The organism is Neoroseomonas soli (genome assembly GCF_018129065.1).
GTDB lineage: Bacteria > Pseudomonadota > Alphaproteobacteria > Acetobacterales > Acetobacteraceae > Neoroseomonas > Neoroseomonas soli.
This window is the reverse complement of sequence record NZ_JAAEDM010000001.1, coordinates 27,989-44,666: the sequence shown is the minus strand read 5'-3', so window position 1 is coordinate 44,666 and position 16,678 is coordinate 27,989. Positions and strand designations below refer to the sequence as shown.

Annotated in this window: 13 protein-coding genes; 8 read left to right on the top strand and 5 right to left on the bottom strand. The window is 69.9% G+C overall.

From position 1 onward, the window contains the following. Nucleotides 1–36: 36 nt before the first annotated feature. Nucleotides 37–1,014 carry a Bug family tripartite tricarboxylate transporter substrate binding protein gene (locus tag GXW76_RS00190; protein WP_211859883.1) on the bottom strand — a complete coding sequence of 326 codons (978 nt, stop codon included), beginning with the start codon at nucleotides 1,012–1,014 and terminating at the stop codon, nucleotides 37–39. Between the two features lie 145 nt (nucleotides 1,015–1,159). Here GXW76_RS00190 and GXW76_RS00185 point away from each other — a divergent pair, with 145 nt between their 5' ends. Continuing rightward, entirely contained in the window at nucleotides 1,160–2,596 is a 1,437-nt protein-coding gene (locus GXW76_RS00185) for an NAD-dependent succinate-semialdehyde dehydrogenase (protein ID WP_211859881.1), read from the top strand. Between the two features lie 76 nt (nucleotides 2,597–2,672). On the opposite strand, the gene GXW76_RS00180 is transcribed toward GXW76_RS00185, so the two are convergent. Both GXW76_RS00180 and GXW76_RS00175 read right to left on the bottom strand, forming a co-directional pair. Then, nucleotides 2,673–2,864 carry a YbdD/YjiX family protein gene (locus GXW76_RS00180; protein ID WP_338150855.1) on the bottom strand — a complete coding sequence of 64 codons (192 nt, stop codon included), beginning with the start codon at nucleotides 2,862–2,864 and terminating at the stop codon, nucleotides 2,673–2,675. Nucleotides 2,865–2,896: 32 nt separating this feature from the next. Then, nucleotides 2,897–4,966, bottom strand: a complete 2,070-nt coding sequence (locus GXW76_RS00175; RefSeq protein WP_211859877.1) for a carbon starvation CstA family protein — start codon at nucleotides 4,964–4,966, stop codon at nucleotides 2,897–2,899. Nucleotides 4,967–5,114: 148 nt separating this feature from the next. On the opposite strand from GXW76_RS00175, the gene GXW76_RS00170 reads away from it, so the two are divergent. From GXW76_RS00170 to GXW76_RS00140, 7 genes are all read left to right on the top strand, one after another. After that, nucleotides 5,115–5,594: a CinA family protein gene (locus tag GXW76_RS00170; RefSeq protein WP_211859875.1), complete on the top strand. Its 480-nt coding sequence runs from the start codon at nucleotides 5,115–5,117 to the stop codon at nucleotides 5,592–5,594. 135 nt (nucleotides 5,595–5,729) lie between these two features. Further along, the gene (locus GXW76_RS00165) at nucleotides 5,730–6,578 is read left to right on the top strand and encodes an AAA family ATPase (RefSeq protein ID WP_211859874.1); all 849 of its coding nucleotides are present in this window, start codon (nucleotides 5,730–5,732) and stop codon (nucleotides 6,576–6,578) included. Nucleotides 6,579–6,582: 4 nt separating this feature from the next. Beyond that, nucleotides 6,583–7,761 carry a vWA domain-containing protein gene (locus GXW76_RS00160; RefSeq protein WP_211859873.1) on the top strand — a complete coding sequence of 393 codons (1,179 nt, stop codon included), beginning with the start codon at nucleotides 6,583–6,585 and terminating at the stop codon, nucleotides 7,759–7,761. 14 nt (nucleotides 7,762–7,775) lie between these two features. After that, nucleotides 7,776–8,975, top strand: coding sequence for a pyridoxal-phosphate-dependent aminotransferase family protein (locus tag GXW76_RS00155; RefSeq protein WP_211859872.1), 1,200 nt, complete (start codon nucleotides 7,776–7,778; stop codon nucleotides 8,973–8,975). Between the two features lie 89 nt (nucleotides 8,976–9,064). Next, nucleotides 9,065–10,948: a PHA/PHB synthase family protein gene (locus tag GXW76_RS00150; RefSeq protein WP_211859871.1), complete on the top strand. Its 1,884-nt coding sequence runs from the start codon at nucleotides 9,065–9,067 to the stop codon at nucleotides 10,946–10,948. Between the two features lie 7 nt (nucleotides 10,949–10,955). After that, on the top strand, nucleotides 10,956–11,423 hold the full coding sequence (locus GXW76_RS00145; RefSeq protein ID WP_211859870.1) for a CYTH domain-containing protein: 468 nt from the start codon (nucleotides 10,956–10,958) through the stop codon (nucleotides 11,421–11,423). Nucleotides 11,424–11,499: 76 nt separating this feature from the next. Further along, nucleotides 11,500–13,635, top strand: a complete 2,136-nt coding sequence (locus tag GXW76_RS00140; RefSeq protein WP_211859869.1) for an acetate--CoA ligase family protein — start codon at nucleotides 11,500–11,502, stop codon at nucleotides 13,633–13,635. Between the two features lie 186 nt (nucleotides 13,636–13,821). Here the strand turns inward: GXW76_RS00140 and GXW76_RS00135 are convergent, their stop codons facing one another. Then, the gene (locus GXW76_RS00135) at nucleotides 13,822–14,808 is read right to left on the bottom strand and encodes a phosphatase PAP2 family protein (RefSeq protein WP_211859867.1); all 987 of its coding nucleotides are present in this window, start codon (nucleotides 14,806–14,808) and stop codon (nucleotides 13,822–13,824) included. Between the two features lie 25 nt (nucleotides 14,809–14,833). Then, complete coding sequence (locus GXW76_RS00130) at nucleotides 14,834–16,630, bottom strand: adenylate/guanylate cyclase domain-containing protein (RefSeq protein ID WP_211859866.1); 1,797 nt, start codon at nucleotides 16,628–16,630, stop codon at nucleotides 14,834–14,836. Nucleotides 16,631–16,678: the final 48 nt, after the last annotated feature.

The window sequence follows — 16,678 nt, the reverse complement described above, 5'->3', positions numbered from 1 at the left end:
GCACCACGACGGATCGCGGGGTGCGGCCGGGCTCGATCACTCGATGGTGATGCCGGCGGAGCGGATCACGGCGCCGAGTTCCGCCACCTCCCGCCGCGCCAGGATGTCCAGTTCCTCGAGCGTCATGGCCGCCGTGCTGGCGCCGCCCTGCTCGGCGCGCTGGCGTATGCCGGGCGTTTCGGCCAGGGCGCGCAGCGTGGCGTTCAGCCGGTCCTGGACCGGGCGGGGTGTCGCCGCCGGCGCGGCGAAGGCGAACCAGGCGTCGAGGGTGAAGCCGGGCAGGCCGGCCTCGGCGGTGGTGGGCACCTCCGGCAGGCCGGCGGCGCGGCGGGCGCTCGCCAAGGCCAGCGCCTTGACCCGGCCGGACTGGATCAGCGCCACGGCGGAGGATGGGGTGGTGATGAACATCTCGACGCGCCCGCCTGCCACGTCCTGCAAGGCCGGGGAGGCGCCCCGATAGGGGACGTGGACCATCTCCGCCCCGATCGCCCGGGCAAAGAGCACGCCGCCGATGTGCTGGATCGAGCCGTTGCCGGAGGAGGCATAGTTCAGCTTCCCCGGATTGGCCCGCGCATGGGCGATGAACTCCTGCAGGTTGTTCGCCGGCACGTTGGGTGCCGCCAGGATCACATGTGGCGCCATGGTCGCCATGCCGACGATGGAGAGGTCGCGGATCGGGTCCCAGGTCAGGCCCTGCATCATCGCCGGATTGCCGGCGTGGTAGCCGTTGTACTGCAGCAGCAGCGTGTGCCCGTCCGGCGCCGCGCGCGCGACGGCGTTGATGGCGATGTTGCCGTTGGCCCCCGGGCGGTTCTCGATCACCACGGGCTGGCCGAGCGCCGCCTGCAGGCCTTCCTGGTAGAGTCGCGCCGCGAAATCCGTGCCGCCGCCCGGCGGGTTGGGCACGATCACGGTGACGGGGCGGCTCGGATAGGTGGATTGCGCGCGCAACACCCCCGGCGCGGCAAGGACGGCGCCCGCGCCGAGCAGGGCGCGGCGGGTCGAACGGATCATGGCGGTTCCTCCGGTCCGGCGACGGTTGCGCCGGACTTTCCATGAAGGATCGGCCAGCCATGCCGTCCGGGCAAGGCACCCCGTCTGGCCCGGTGTCGGCCGCGGGGCTAGGGTGGGTTCACACCTGACCTGGAGGAATTCGCCGATGTCCTATCCGAACGTCCAGCTGCACGTGAACGGGGAGTGGCGCGCGGCCCGCTCCGGCAAGACCATCAACGTGCTGAACCCAGCCACCGAGGAGGTGATCGGCACCGTCGCCCATGCCGAGAAGGCCGACCTCGACGAGGCGCTGGCCGCCGCCGACAAGGGCTTCGCGGTGTGGAAGAAGGTTCCGGCCTTCGAACGCTACAAGTTGATGCGCAAGGCCGCCGAGATATTCCGCTCCCGCGCCGACGCGACCGCGCGGCTGATGACCCTGGAGCAGGGCAAGCCGCTGCCCGAGGCGAAGATGGAGGTGATGGCCGCCGCCGACATCATCGACTGGTTCGCCGAGGAAGGCCGCCGCGCCTATGGCCGCGTCATCCCCGCGCGCGGCGAGGGCATCTACCAGTTGGTGATCAAGGAGCCGGTCGGCCCCGTCGCCGCCTTCACGCCCTGGAACTTCCCGATCAACCAGGTGGTCCGCAAGCTCTGCGGCGCGGTCACCACGGGTTGCTCCATCATCGTCAAGGCGCCGGAGGAGACCCCGGCCTCCCCGGCTGAACTCATCCGCGCCTTCGTCGATGCCGGCCTGCCGCCGGGCGTGGTCGGCCTCGTCTACGGCGTGCCGGCCGAGATCAGCGAATACCTCATCGCGCACCCCGTCATCCGCAAGGTGACGTTCACCGGCTCGACCCCGGTGGGCAAGCTGCTGGCGGGCCTCGCCGGCCAGCACATGAAGCGCGTGACGATGGAACTCGGCGGCCACGCGCCGGCGATCGTCTTCGACGACGCGGACCTCGACCTCGCGGCGAAGACGCTGGCGGGGGCCAAGTTCCGCAACGCCGGCCAGGTCTGCGTCTCGCCGACGCGCTTCCTGGTGCAGGAGAAGCACTATGACGGCTTCGTCGAGAAGTTCGTCCAGTATGCCAAGGGCGTGAAGGTCGGCGACGGCCTCGCCGAGGGCACCACCATGGGCCCCCTCGCCCATGACCGCCGCGTGCCCTGGATCGAGACCCTGGTGCAGGACGCGCAGTCCAAGGGCGCCAAGGTCCATACCGGCGGCAAGCGCCTCGGCAACAAGGGCTACTTCTACGAGCCGACCGTCATGACCGACGTGCCGCTCACGGCCCGCGCCATGAGCGAGGAGCCCTTCGGCCCGATGGCCATGATCTCCCGCTTCAAGGACTTCGACGAAGTGGTGACCGAGGCGAACCGCCTGCCCTACGGGCTCGCGGCCTACGCCTTCACCCGCTCGGCCAAGACGGCGAACGCCATCGCGTCGCAGGTCGAGAGCGGGATGATGACGATCAACCATCTCGGCCTTGCGCTGCCGGAAGTGCCGTTCGGCGGGGTGAAGGATTCCGGCTACGGCTCGGAAGGCGGGTCGGAGGCGATCGAGGCCTACCTGAACACGAAGTTCGTGTCGCAGGCGGGGCTCTGAAGAAAGGGCGGGGGGAGCAGGGAACTTCTCCCCCCGCGCCCCCCTCAACCTTTCTCGGGAACCAAGGGGGCCCAATTCAGCAGCAGCGCATGCCGCCCATCTTCGACGCGCCGTAGCGTGCGGCCTGGCGGTTGCGGAAGAACTCCTCATAGGTCATCGGCGGCTCGCCCGGATGCATCCGGGCCATGTGCGCGACGTAGTCCTCATAGCGCGGCACGCCCACCATCAGCCGCGCACCATCGCAGATGCACGAGAAGAGCCTGGTCACGCGCCCTTGCCGGGCGCTCGCATTCCCGTCGCTCATTGCGCCGCCACCGCCTGCGGCCGGGGACCGCCCACTTCGCGCGCCGTCCAGACCTGGCTGCGATAGGCCTCGAAGCAGGAACGGATGCCGAAGACGATGATGCTGACCACGACGCAGACGAACACCAGCGCCAGCGCCGCATCGACATAATCGTTCACGATCACCTGCTGCATCTGCGCCATGTCCCGCGCCGGCGCCAGCACACGTCCCTCAGCGACCGCATCCTGGAACCGCGCTGCATGGGCGAGGAACCCGATCCGCGGATCGGTATGGAGGATCTTCTGCAGCCCGGCCGTGAGCGTGCAGGCGACCAGCCAGATCGTGGGCAGGATGGTCACCCAGGCATACCTCTCACGCTTCATGCGGAAGATCACCACCGTGCAGAGCGTCAGCGCCACCGCCGCCAGCATCTGGTTGGAGATGCCGAACAGCGGCCACAGCGTGTTCACCCCGCCCAGCGGGTCGGTCACGCCCTGGTAGAGGAAATACCCCCAGGCACCGACGCAGAGCGCCGTCGCGACGATGTTCGACGCCCAGCTCTCGGTCCGCTTCATCGCCGGCACGAAGACGCCGAGCAGGTCCTGCAACATGAAGCGGCCCGCCCGCGTGCCGGCATCCACCGCCGTCAGGATGAACAATGCCTCGAACAGGATGGCGAAGTGGTACCAGAAGGCCATCATCGCCTTGCCGCCCAGGGCCGAGGCGAAGATGTGCGCCATGCCCACCGCCAGCGTCGGCGCGCCGCCGACGCGGGAGATGATGGTGACCTCGCCGACATCCTGCGCCGTCTGGGCGATCTCTGCCGCCGTGACCGGGAAGCCCATCTGCGTGACGGCGGCGGCGGCGGTCTCGGCCGTCGTGCCGATCACCGCGCCGGGGCTGTTCATGGTGAAATAGATGCCCGGCTGGATCACCGAGGCCGCCACCAGGGCCATGATGGCGACGAAGCTTTCCATCAGCATCCCGCCATAGCCGATGAAGCGTGCATCGGCTTCCGTCCCGATCAGCTTCGGCGTGGTGCCGGAGGAGATCAGGCTGTGGAACCCCGACACCGAGCCACAGGCGATGGTGATGAAGAGGAACGGAAACAGCGACCCCGACCACACCGGGCCGGTGCCGTCGATGAAGCGCGTCACCGGGGGCATCTCGAGCCGCGGCGCGACGAAGGCGATGCCGATGGCAAGCGCCATGATCGTGCCGATCTTGAGAAAGGTCGAAAGGTAGTCGCGCGGCGCGAGCAGCAGCCAGACCGGCAGGATCGAGGCGACGAAGCCGTAGCCGATCAGCAGCCAGCACAGCTGCGTGCCGGTGAAGGTGAAGGCCGCCGCCCAGGCCGGGTCGGCTGCCACCCACTGCCCGCCGAGGATGGCGAGCATGAGCAGCACGAAGCCGATGACCGAGACTTCCCCGATCGCGCCGGGCCGGACGTAGCGCAGGTAGATGCCCATGAAGATCGCGATGGGGATCGTCGCGCCGACGGTGAAGGTACCCCACGGGCTCTCGGCCAGCGCCTTGACCACGATCAGGGCCAGGACCGCCAGGATGATCACCATGATCATGAAGGTGCCGAACAGGGCGATGACGCCCGGCACGTCGCCGAGTTCCCCGCGCACCAGTTCGCCCAGGGACCGGCCGTCGCGCCGCATGGACACGAACAGGACCATGAAATCCTGCACCGCGCCGGCCAGGACCACCCCGGCCACGATCCAGAGCATCCCGGGCAGGTAGCCCATCTGCGCCGCGAGCACCGGCCCGACCAGCGGCCCTGCCCCGGCGATGGCCGCGAAATGGTGCCCGAAGAGCACGTAGCGGTTGGTCGGCACGTAATCGAGCCCGTCATTGCGCCGGCCCGCGGGCGTGGGGCGCGCGGGGTCGATCTGCATGACCCGCTCGGCGATGAACAGCGCGTAGTAACGGTAGGCGACCAGATAGGTGCTGATCGCCGCGACCACGATCCACAGGGCGTTCACGGGCTCGCCGCGCTCGGTCGCCACGACCGCCAGGGCGACGGCCGCGAGAGTCCCGACAGCGATCCACGGAAGGTGCCTGAAGCCAGTGGCGGTCATGACAGTCCCTCCACCTCTCGGAGTTCTGACGTCCGCATGCCCGGCCGGCGAAATGTAGGTATCCGGCGCCCGGAATGCACGTGTGAACTGACAGCCGCTGGTGGCGCCGGTTGCGATCTGCTTGGCTGCCGCGGAAATGGAGGATCCGATGGAAGGATTGCTGCCGGCGGCCCGCGCGGTCGCCGACCGGCTGAAGGCCCGGGGCGAGACGGTTGCGGTGGCCGAAAGCTCGGCCGGCGGGCTGATCTCGGCGGCGCTGCTCGCGGTGCCGGGGGCCTCGGCCTATTTCCTGGGCGGGGGCGTGATCTACACGAAGGCGGCGCGCAGCGCCCTGCTCGGCATCACGGATGCCGAGATGTCGGGGATGCGCTCCTCATCCGAGCCCTATGCGCTGCTGCTGGCGCGGACGCTGCGGAAACGCCTCGTCGCCGACTGGGGCTTCGCGGAAACCGGCGCGGCGGGGCCGTCCGGCAACCGCTACGGGGATGCCGCCGGGCATAGCTGCCTGGCCGTGTCCGGGCCGGTGGAACGGGTGATCACCCTGGAAACCGGCATGGCGGGGCGGGAGGCCAACATGCGCGCCTTCGCGGCCGCCTTGTTCCGGCTGGCGGCCGAAGTCCTCGACTGATGGGCCCGGCATCATTGCCGGGCGCATCCGCACGCGGGGTTGGTGGGGCGGCCGCGTGCAAAACGAAGGGGTCCGGGCTTGCGCGAATGGCCGCCCGGCCCGACCCTGGCGGCCGATTTTGCACGGGGACGTAACGTGGCGCAGTTCAAGGGCACCGAAACCTATGTCGCTTCCCGCGAGCTGGAGGTGGCGGTCAATGCCGCCGTCGCGCTGCAACGCCCCCTGCTGGTGAAGGGCGAGCCCGGCACGGGCAAGACCGTGCTGGCGCAGGAGATCGCGACGGCGCTCGGCTACCCGCTGATCGAGTGGCACATCAAGTCCACCACCAAGGCGCAGCAGGGCCTCTACGAATACGACGCGGTGTCCCGCCTGCGCGACGGCCAGCTCGGCGACCCGCGCGTGCACGACATCGCGAACTACATCGTGCGCGGCAAGCTGTGGGACGCCTTCGAATCCGAACAGCCCGTCGTCCTGCTGATCGACGAGATCGACAAGGCGGACATCGAGTTCCCGAACGACCTGCTGCTCGAACTCGATCGCATGCAGTTCTTCGTCTACGAGACGCGCAAGACGGTGCAGGCACGGCACCGCCCGGTGGTGATCATCACCTCCAACAATGAGAAGGAACTGCCGGACGCCTTCCTGCGCCGCTGCTTCTTCCACTACATCCGCTTCCCCGACCGCGAGACGATGGAGATGATCGTCCGCGCGCACTACCCCGACATCCGCCGGGAATTGCTGCGCGAGGCACTGAACGTCTTCTTCGAGATCCGCGAGGTCAACGAACTGAAGAAGAAGCCCGCGACCTCCGAACTGCTCGACTGGCTGAAGCTGCTGACCATCGAGGACATGCCGCCCGAGGCGCTGCGGTCGTCCGATTCCAGGACCGCGATCCCGCCGCTCTACGGCGCGCTGCTGAAGAACGAGCAGGACGTGCACCTGCTCGAGCGGCTGGCCTTCCTCGCGCGGCGGCGCGGCGGCTGAACCGATGTTCGCGCCCTTCATCCTCGCGCTGCGCGCCGCGGGCGTGCCGGCCTCCATCACGGAGTACCTGGCGCTGCTGCGGGCGATGAAGGAAGGCGTGGCCGGCTTCAGCGTGGACGACTTCTACCACCTGAGCCGCGCCGCGCTGGTGAAGGACGAACGCCACCTCGACCGCTTCGACCGGGTCTTCGGGGAAGTCTTCAAGGGGCTGGAATCGCCGACCGGCGAGGCTCCGCGCGAATTGCCGGCCGAGTGGCTGCGCAAGATGGCGGAGAAGATCCTCACGCCCGAGGAGATGAAGCAGATCGAGGCCCTCGGCGGCTTCGACAAGCTGATGGAGACGCTGAAGCAGCGCCTCGCCGAACAGAAGGGCCGGCACCAGGGCGGCTCGAAATGGATCGGCACCGCCGGGACCTCCCCCTTCGGCGCCTATGGCTACAATCCGGAAGGCGTGCGTATCGGGCAGGAGGAGTCGCGCCACCGCCGCGCGGTGAAGGTGTGGGACCAGCGGCAGTTCCGCGACCTCGACGAGGACGAGGCGTTGTCCTCCCGCAACATGAAGGTCGCGCTGCGCCGTCTGCGGCGCTTTGCGCGCACGGGCGCGGCGACGGAACTCGACCTGCCCGGCACCATCGGCGCGACGGCGCGCAATGGCGGATCGCTCGACCTGCACATGGTCCCGGAGCGGCACAACGCCGTGAAGGTGCTGCTGCTGATGGACATCGGCGGGTCGATGGACGACCACATCCGCATCTGCCAGGAACTCTTCACCGCCGCGCGCTCCGAGTTCAAGCACCTGGAATTCTGGTACTTCCACAACTGCCCCTATGAGCGCGTCTGGCGCACCAACCGCCGCCGGCGGGAAACCGAGCGCCCGACCATGGAGATGCTCCGCACCTACGGCCCCGACTGGCGCCTGGTGATCGTCGGCGACGCGACCATGAGCCCATACGAGATCATCCAGCCCGGCGGTTCCGTGGAACACTGGAACGAGGAAGCCGGCCAAGTTTGGATGGACCGCCTGACGCGCCATTTCCGCAAGGCGGCGTGGCTCAATCCCGTGGAGCAGTCCCACTGGCGCTACACGCAGTCCATCGCGATGCTGCAGCGCCTGATGGAGAACCGCATGTACCCGCTGACGCTCGCGGGGCTGGAGACGATGGCGCGCGAACTCGCGCGCTGAAGGAGGAAACAAGAATGTCAGCCACCGCCCGCCTCCCGCGCGGACGCCAGTTCTTTGCCAATCCGGGACCGACCAACATCCCGGATTCGATCCTGAAGGCCGTCGCCCATGTGACGATCGACTTCAACGACCCGGCCTTCCTCGCCGTCTATGACCATTGCGTCGCCGGGCTGAAGCGCGTGCTGCGGACGGAGCAGGAGGTGTTCCTCTACACCGGCTCCGGCCACGCGGCCTGGGAAGCGGCGCTGGTGAACCTGTTCTCTCCCGGCGACACGCTGCTGGTGGTCGAGACGGGCTACTTTTCGGAATCCTGGGCGAAGATGGCCCAGGATCTCGGGCTGAAGGTCCGCACCATCGCCGCCGACTGGCGCCGCGGCGTGGACTACGCGGCGATCCGCGCGGCCCTCGCCGCCGACGGCGCGCACGAGATCAAGGCCGTTTGCGCCGTGCACAACGAGACGGCGACCGGCATGGTCCTGCCGCTGACGGAGGTGCGCGCCGCCCTCGACGCCGCGGGCCACCCGGCATTGCTGCTGGCCGACACCATCTCCTCCCTCGGCTCCATCGACTTCCGCATGGATGCCTGGGGTGTGGACGTCGCGGTGGGCGGCAGCCAGAAGGGGCTGATGCTGCCGACCGGCATGTCCTTCACCGGCGTCTCGGCGAAGGCGATGGCGGCGCATGCGGGATCGCGCCTGCCGAAATCCTACTTCAACTGGACCAACATGCTGGCGCGCCGGCACAAGTCCTTCATCGGCACGGTGCCGACCTCGCTCTTCTACGGCCTGAAGGAATCGCTGCGGCTGCTGGAGGAGGAAGGGCTCGACCAGGTCTTCACCCGCCATGCGCGCCTCGCCGAGGCGGTGCGCCGCTGCGTGCGCCACTGGTCGGGCAACAACGGGCCGCAACTCTTCTGCCTCTCGCCGGACCGTTATTCCGACAGCGTCACCGCCATCCTGATGCCGGAAGGGCACGATGCGGAGGCGGTTCGGCGGATCGCCCTGCAGACCTTCAATGTCTCCCTCGGGGGCGGGCTGGGGCGGCTGGGCGGCCAGGTGTTCCGCATCGGGCACCTCGGCGACCTGAACGAACCGATGATCCTCGGCACGCTCTCCACGGTGGAGGTCGCGCTGCGCCTGGCCGGGGTGCCACATGCTTCGGGCGGGGTGGACGCGGCCATCGCTTACCTCGCGGAGGCCGCCCGCGGTGGATGACGCTGCCGCGGAATGAACCTTTGATGATCGCGCCGCCGGCTTGCGCCGCCGCAAATGCGGCGGGAGCGCAACTGCGGTAAACGGGGAGCATGACCTCCGAACGCCCCCGACGCCGCCGCGCCCAGCCGGCCGCGGCGCGGTCCGCCATCGTGCCCGCCGGCCCCGCCACCTCCGCACCGCCGCCCTCCCCGACCAGGCCTCGGCCTGCGGCGGCGGCGGCGGCGGCGGCGGCGCAGCCGGAAGCGCTGGTCGGGCCCACCTTCCACACCTTCGACCGCATCCTGCGCGCAGCGCAGGCGCGGTCGACCCAGGGCATCTCTCCGCTCGCCATCGCCGGCGTGCTGACGAACTGGGCGGTGCACCTCGCACGCGCGCCGGGCAAGCAGATGGAGCTGGGCGCGCGGGCCTGGATCCAGGGGCTGCGCTACCTGCTGTGGCTACGGCATGCCGCGAGCGGGGAGCACCCGCCGCCGCTGATCGCGCCCACCAACGGCGACCAGCGCTTCGCCAGCGAGGCCTGGCAGTCCTTCCCGTTCAATGCCCTCGCCCAGGCGCACCTGATGGCCGAGGCCTGGTGGGTCGAGGCGACCCGCGGCGTCCCGGGCCTGCCCCACCGCCACGAGGACGCCGTCGCCTTCATGATGCGCCAACTCGCCGACGTCATGGCGCCGAGCAACATCCCCTGGGTCAACCCGACCATCGTCGCGCGCACCATGTCCGAGGCTGGCGTGAACCTGATGCGCGGGGCGGAGAACTGGCTCGACGACCTCGAGCGCGGCCTCGCCGGTGCGCCGCCTGAAGGCGCGGAGAAGTTCCGCCCCGGTCGCGAGGTCGCCGTCACCCCCGGCCGCGTGGTGTTCCGCAACGACCTGATGGAACTGATCCAGTACGAGCCCGCCACGCCGAGCGTGCATGCCGAGCCGGTACTGATCGTCCCGGCCTGGATCATGAAGTACTACATCCTCGACCTCAGCCCGGAGAATTCGCTGGTCCGGTGGCTGGTGTCGCAGGGCTTCACGGTCTTCATGGTGTCCTGGAAGAACCCGGATGCGCGGGACCGGGAGACCGGCCTCGACGACTACCGGCGCAGCGGCGTGATGGCGGCGATCGACGCCGTCTCGGCCATCCTGCCGGACCGGCGCATCCATGCCTGCGGCTATTGCCTGGGCGGCACCATCCTCTCGATCGCCGCCGCGACCATGGCGCGCGATGGCGACCGCCGGCTGGCGAGCATGTCCCTGCTCGCCGCGCAGACCGACTTCGCCGAGGCGGGCGAACTGATGATGTTCGTGGACGAGAGCCAACTCGCCTTCCTCGAGGACATGATGTGGGACCAGGGCTACCTGGACACGCACCAGATGTCCGGCGCCTTCCAGATCCTGCGCTCCAACGACCTGGTGTGGTCGCGCATGATCCGTGACTACGTCCTCGGCGACCGGAACGGCATGACCGACCTGACGGCCTGGAACAGCGACCAGACGCGCATGCCCGCACGCATGCACGGCGAATACCTGCGCGGGCTCTTCCTGGAGAACCGGCTGACCGCGGGGCGCTTCGCGGTGGAAGGCCACGTCATCGCGCTGCGCGACATCCACGCGCCGATCTTCGCGGTCGGCACCACCAAGGACCACATCGCGCCCTGGCGGTCGGTCTACAAGATCTCGCTGTTCAGCGACACGGACGTGACCTTCGCCCTGACCAAGGGCGGGCACAATGCCGGCATCGTCAGCGAGCCGGGGCATGCCGGGCGCAACTTCCAGATCATGACCCGCCGGCACGGGGAACGGTACATCGACCCCGACACCTGGGCGTCGATCGCGCCGCATTGCGAAGGCTCCTGGTGGCCGGCCTGGGCCGAGTGGCTGGCGCAGGCCGGTTCCCCCGAAATGGTGCCGCCGCCCGCCATGGGCGCGCCGGAGGCCGGGCTGCCCGCGCTCGAGGATGCCCCCGGCACCTATGTGCTGATGAAGTGAGGCGCCCATGGGCCTGGAGATCGAACGCCGCTTCCTCGTCCTCGGCGACGCATGGCGCGCCGCCGCCACCCGTTCGCGCCGCCTGCAGCAGGGCTACCTGGCACGGGAGGATGGCGTTTCCGTGCGGGTCCGCGTGGTCGGGAACAGTGCCCGGCTGACCATAAAAGGGCCCGGTAGCCTGGTGCGGCACGAATTCGAATACGCCGTGCCGACGGCAGAAGCGGAGGAGATGCTGACCGCCTTCTGCGGCGGCCGCAGCCTCGTGAAGACGCGCCACGACGTCCCGCATGACGGGCTGCTCTGGGAAGTGGACGTCTTCGAAGGCCCGCTCGCCGGGCTGGTGATGGCCGAGGTCGAACTTCCGGATGCGCACCGCCCCCTCGTCCTGCCTGACTGGGCAGGGCGGGAGGTCACCGATGATCCGCGCTACGCCAATGCCGCCCTGGCCTCCGCGGCCGCGCCGCCGCGGGGGTGACGGATCGCCGCACGCCCCCTAGGCTTCGCCTGCCGGCCGGGATGAGCCGGGGGTGATGACCAGGGGAAGCGTAAGCATGAGTTTGACGAGCCGCGCCGTTTATCGCCACGGCGACATGCGACGGTTGTTCGATCCCGCCTCGATCGCCGTGATCGGCGCCAGCCCCAGGGCAGGATCCTTCGCCGACCGCACCATCCAGGCGCTGAAGGACTATACGGGCCGGCTCTACCTGGTGAATTCGCGCTACGAGAAGATCGGCGAGCGCGCCTGCTTCCCCTCCGTCGCCGCGCTGCCGGAAGCGCCGGACTGCTGCATCGTGGTCGCCGCCAAGGACGCGGTGGAGGAGATCGCGACGGACTGCGCCAAGGCCGGCGTCGGCGGCATCATGATCTATGCGTCCGGCTACCGGGAAACGGGGCGCGAGGACGACATCGCCGCGCAGGACCGCCTGACCGAGATCGGCCGTGCGGCCGGCATGCGCATCGTCGGGCCGAATTGCATCGGCATGCTGAACTTCGGCACCAAGGCCGGCGTGACCTTCATGATCCCGCCGCCGATGGAACGGCCGCTGCCGCACGCGGTGGGCCTCATCAGCCAGTCGGGCGCGCTGGGTTTCTCGCTGGCGCAGGCGGTGATGCGCGGCGTCTCGGTCAGCCACTTGCTGACCACGGGCAATTCCTCGGACGTGGACGTGGCGGATTGCGTCTCGTTCCTGGCGGATGATCCGAACTGCGCGGCGATCGGCTGCGTCTTCGAGGGCATGCCCGACCCGATGCGCTTCATCCACGCGGCCGAGATCGCCGATGCGGCGAACAAGCCGCTGGTGGTGTTCAAGCTCGGCACGGGTGAGGCCGGGGCGGCGGCGGCGATGTCGCACACCGGCTCGCTGGCGGGCGAGAACGCGGCCTACCTCGCGGCCTTCGAGCGCGCCGGTGCGATCGTGGTGCAGGATTTCGAGGCGCTGGTGGAAACCTCCTCCTTCCTGGCCAAGGCGCCGGCGCCCAAGGCGCGCGGCGTGGCGGTGGTGGCCGTCTCGGGCGGCGCAGCCATCATGTCGGCGGACAAGGCGGAGGCACGCGGCGTGCCCCTGCCGCAGCCGACCCCGCCGGTGCAGGCGATCCTGGAATCGCGGATCCCGGATTTCGGTTCGGCCCGGAACCCCTGCGACGTCACCGCCCAGGTGGCGAACGATCCCGAAAGCCTGACGGCCTGTGCCTCCGCCATGCTGGGGGATGAGCATTATGGCGCGCTGATCTACGCGCAGATCTATTCGACGGAACTCTCGGCGAAGCGGCCGGGCGAACTCGCCGCCATCGCCGAGCAGCACGACAAGCCGATCTGCGTGGTGTGGACCACCGAATGGCTGGAGGGCACCGGATCGACGGAAGCGGAGCGGAACCCGCGCATCGGCCTGTTCCGCTCCATGGACCGCTGCTTCGCCACGCTGGCGCATTGGCATGCGCGGGAAGCCCGTCGCGCCGCCGGCCCGCGCGCCTACACCCGCCTGTCGCGCCCCGAGGCGAAGGCCGAGGCGGCGGCGCTGATCGCGGCATCCCAGGACCGTACGCTGACCGAGCGCGAGGCCAAGGCCGTGCTCGCCGCCTATGGCGTGCCGGTGGTGCCCGAGAAGCTGACGCAGAGCGAGGATGCGGCGGTCGCTGCCGCCGAGGCGCTCGGCTTCCCGGTGGCAATGAAGGTCGAGAGCCCCGACCTGCCGCACAAGACCGAAGCCGGCGTCATCCGCCTGCGTCTCAAGGACGCCGCGGACGTGCGGGAGGCCTACCGCGCCGTCATGGCGAACGCGAAGCACCACGCGCCGCATGCCCGCATCAACGGCGTGCTGGTGCAGCCCATGGCCAAGCCTGGTGTCGAGGTGATGGTCGGCGCCCGCGTCGATCCGCTGATGGGTCCGCTGATCGTCGCCGGCTTGGGTGGCGTGCTGGTGGAACTGATGCGCGATTCCACGCTGGCTCTCGCCCCGGTCACACCCGCCGAAGCGCGCGCCATGTTCGGGCGCCTGCGCGGCCGCGCCGCTCTGGAGGGCTTCCGTGGTGCGCCGGCCGCGGACCTCGACCGCCTGGCCGAGATCGTCGCGCGCCTGTCGGAATTCGTCGCCGACCAGCGCGACCGCGTGGCGGAACTCGATGTGAACCCGATCATCGTCGCCGGCTCCGACGCCGTCGCCGTGGATGCGCTGATCGTGAAGGCATAGGGCGGATCCCGATCAGGTGGCATCACCTGATCGGGTGAAGATACCCACGAAGACAAGGGCTTGGAGCAGGCGCCGCGAGCCGTTGCGAACGGAAGTGGCCCTGGCGCCGATGCGCATCGCCCTCGGCGATGCGCCCAGCCAAGGAAGGGAGGGGGCGCGGGGGAGGTTCCCCTCCCCCGCCCTTCATCAGTTCCACTCCGCCTTCGCGCGATCGATCGCCCCTGTCCCTGCGGCCCCGATCAGCGGGCAGGCCTTCAGGATCGCGAAGCTGTTCAGCGCGAGCAGCAGCCCTGCCGCGCTGTCGGTCGGGTAGTGCATGCCGAGCACTTCCCGGTTGCGCGCCACGCGCTCCGCGATGCGCCAGAGCGGGTTGTTCAGACGCTCGGCCGCGGTCATCGGCACCTTGGTGCCGCCGGTGCCGCTGCCCCAGGCGATGCCCGGCATCACCTCGGCCAGCACGAGGGCCAGCATGTAGCCCTCTGTGGCGTGGCCGCTCGGGTAGGCGGCGTGCCCCGGCGGGTCGATCGGCGGCATCAGTGCCGGCGACAGGCGGGATGGCCGCGCGCGCCCGTGCGCCATCTTGTGGTGCATGGCGGCGAACTGCCCGACGCGGACGGCGGCGTGGCAGAGGCGGCTGGTCCAGGGGTGGCTGCTGCCCTTGAAGGTCAGCAGGCCGCGGAAGTAGCCGATGACGTTGTCGCGCTGCTCCATCGCCTCGGACATGACGCCGGCGCGGAATTCGGCGATCTCGTGCAGCTCGCCGAGTTCCTGCTGCTGGGTGCGGCCGGCGGCCAGCAATGCCGTCGCGGGCGTGGGCAGGTGGAAGCCGAGCCAGTCCGGTGCGCCGCCGCCACTGCTGCGGGCGGCGAACTGCGTCGTCACCGTCAGCGCGAAATGGACGAAGGACCATTCCTCGGGCCGGAACGCCGGCGGGGTCGCGGCCAGCGTCGCCTGGCCGAGATTCGGCAGATCCTGCGGCGGCCAGCGGTTGGCGCGGAACCAGTCCTCGCCGGAGATACGCTGAAGGGCGGGGGAGAGGCCGACCGGCCTCGCACTCGCGCGGCCGCGGGAGTTGCCCCCACCGCCTGCGGAATCCGCGCTGTCCGCGGAATCCGCGCTGTCGGCCGAATCGGCGCTGTCCGCGGAGTCGGACGGTCCTATGCCACCGGTCATGCGGTCCTCCTGTTGTTGCCAGGCGTCATTCCGGCAGACCGGCTGCTCGCAGGTCTGCGAGGTAGCGCACACGGATCGCAGTATCGCGGAACGGCAGCCGTGTCCGCTCGTAGTTCGACAGCGTGAAGCCGGGTTCAAGCTCCACCAGCCGGGCAGCGGCGGCGCGCGCCTCCTCCGCCTGCCCGGCCGCGGACAGCGCACCGATCATGATGCGCAGGTTCGAGGTGAAGCGCGGCGTCTCCGCGTGGGACAGCCGGCACCAGCGCACCGCCTCGGCGACGTTCCCGTGGGCGTAATGCGCCATGCCGATCAGGTTGTAGTAGGTGAACAGGTTCTGGTCGAAGGGCGAGAGGCGCAGCCCGTGCTCGGCGTGGCGGATCGCCTCCTCCGTGCGGCCGACATAGGAGAGCGTGGCAGAGGACAGCAGCCAGGCCAGCGCGCTGTTCGGGGAGGCCGAGAGCGCACGCTCGAAGAACACCAGCGCGGTGTCGTAGTCGTGGAACAGGAAGGACCGCACGTGGCCGTAGGTCGCGAGCGCCAGCCCGTTCTGGCGGTCGAGCTCTGTCGCCCGCATGGCGAGCGTGGCCGCCTGCTCCATGTCGGCGCGCGGGTCGCGCGACCACCCCTGTCCGACATTCACGCTGTACCAGCGCGCCGCCCAGGCCACCGGCAAGGCGAAGCCGGGGTCGTGGGCCATGGCGCGCTCGAACAGGGTGCGCGCTTCCTCGAAATGCGCGCGTTCCAGGTCGTGGATCAGCCCGAGCCCGCGCAGCGCCAGGTCGTAGGCGGTGAAGCTCTCGGGCCGCTTGCGGAGCGCGCGCTGCAACTCGGCCACGCGCACATGCGGCGCGACGCCGGAGACGATGCGCTCGACGATGCGGTCCTGCAGGGCGAAGAGTTCCCCGCCATGGGCCTCCGCCCGGTCGCCCCAGAGCCGCGTGCCGGTATGCGCATCCGACAGTTCGATCTGCACGCGCAGGTCGCGCCCGGCCCGCCGGACGCTGCCGCTGACGACGTAGCGCACGCCGAGGGCGCGGCTGACGTCCCGCGGGTCCGCATCCCGCCCACGCCAGGCCAGGGTGGAGGAGCGGGACACCACCATCAGCTCACGCAGGTTGCCGAGCGAGACGACGATGTCCTCCACCACGCCATCGGCGAAGTAGTCGTCCTGCGGGTCCCCGCCGAGGTTGCGCAGCGGCAGCACCGCAAGCGAAGGCAAGGGCGAGACGTCCGGCGGGCTCGGCAGCCTCGCGGGCGGTGTCTCCGGGTCCAGCGCGAAGGCACGCTCGGGCGCCGGCAGGTGCTTGAGGACGAGCCAGCCGAGATCCCGGGCCGGATGGGGCAGCGCGCCGCCCGCCACCTCGTGGACATCGGCCGACAGCAGCAGCCCGCCGGCCGGCGCGTGCTCCTGCAGCCGGGCGGCGACATTCACCCCCTGGCCGTAGATGTCGTGGTCGGTCGCCGTGATCTCCCCGGCATGGACGGCGATGCGCAGCGCGAGGGTGGGCGTCTCGGCCTCCTGCGCCTCGGCGGCGGCGAGGCGGCGCTGCACCTCCAGTCCCCAGGCCACGGCCGCCCGCGGCGTCGGGAACTCGGCCAGCACGCCGTCGCCGGTGGATTTCACGATGCGCCCGCCATGCTCGGCGGCCAGCGGCCGCAGCGTGCCGTCCAGCACCGCCATCCAGCGGCGGTGGGTGCGACCTTCCTCGGTCGCCATCAGGATCGTGTAGCCGACGACGTCCGCGAAGGCGAAGGCGGCGAAGCGCCGCACGCCCAAAGCGGCCTCCATGTCCAGTCTGCGCGCGAGAGGATCGGCGGACATCGCCCGAGCAGCTTCCAGTTTCATGCTTCGGAGTGATGACCGAGATTT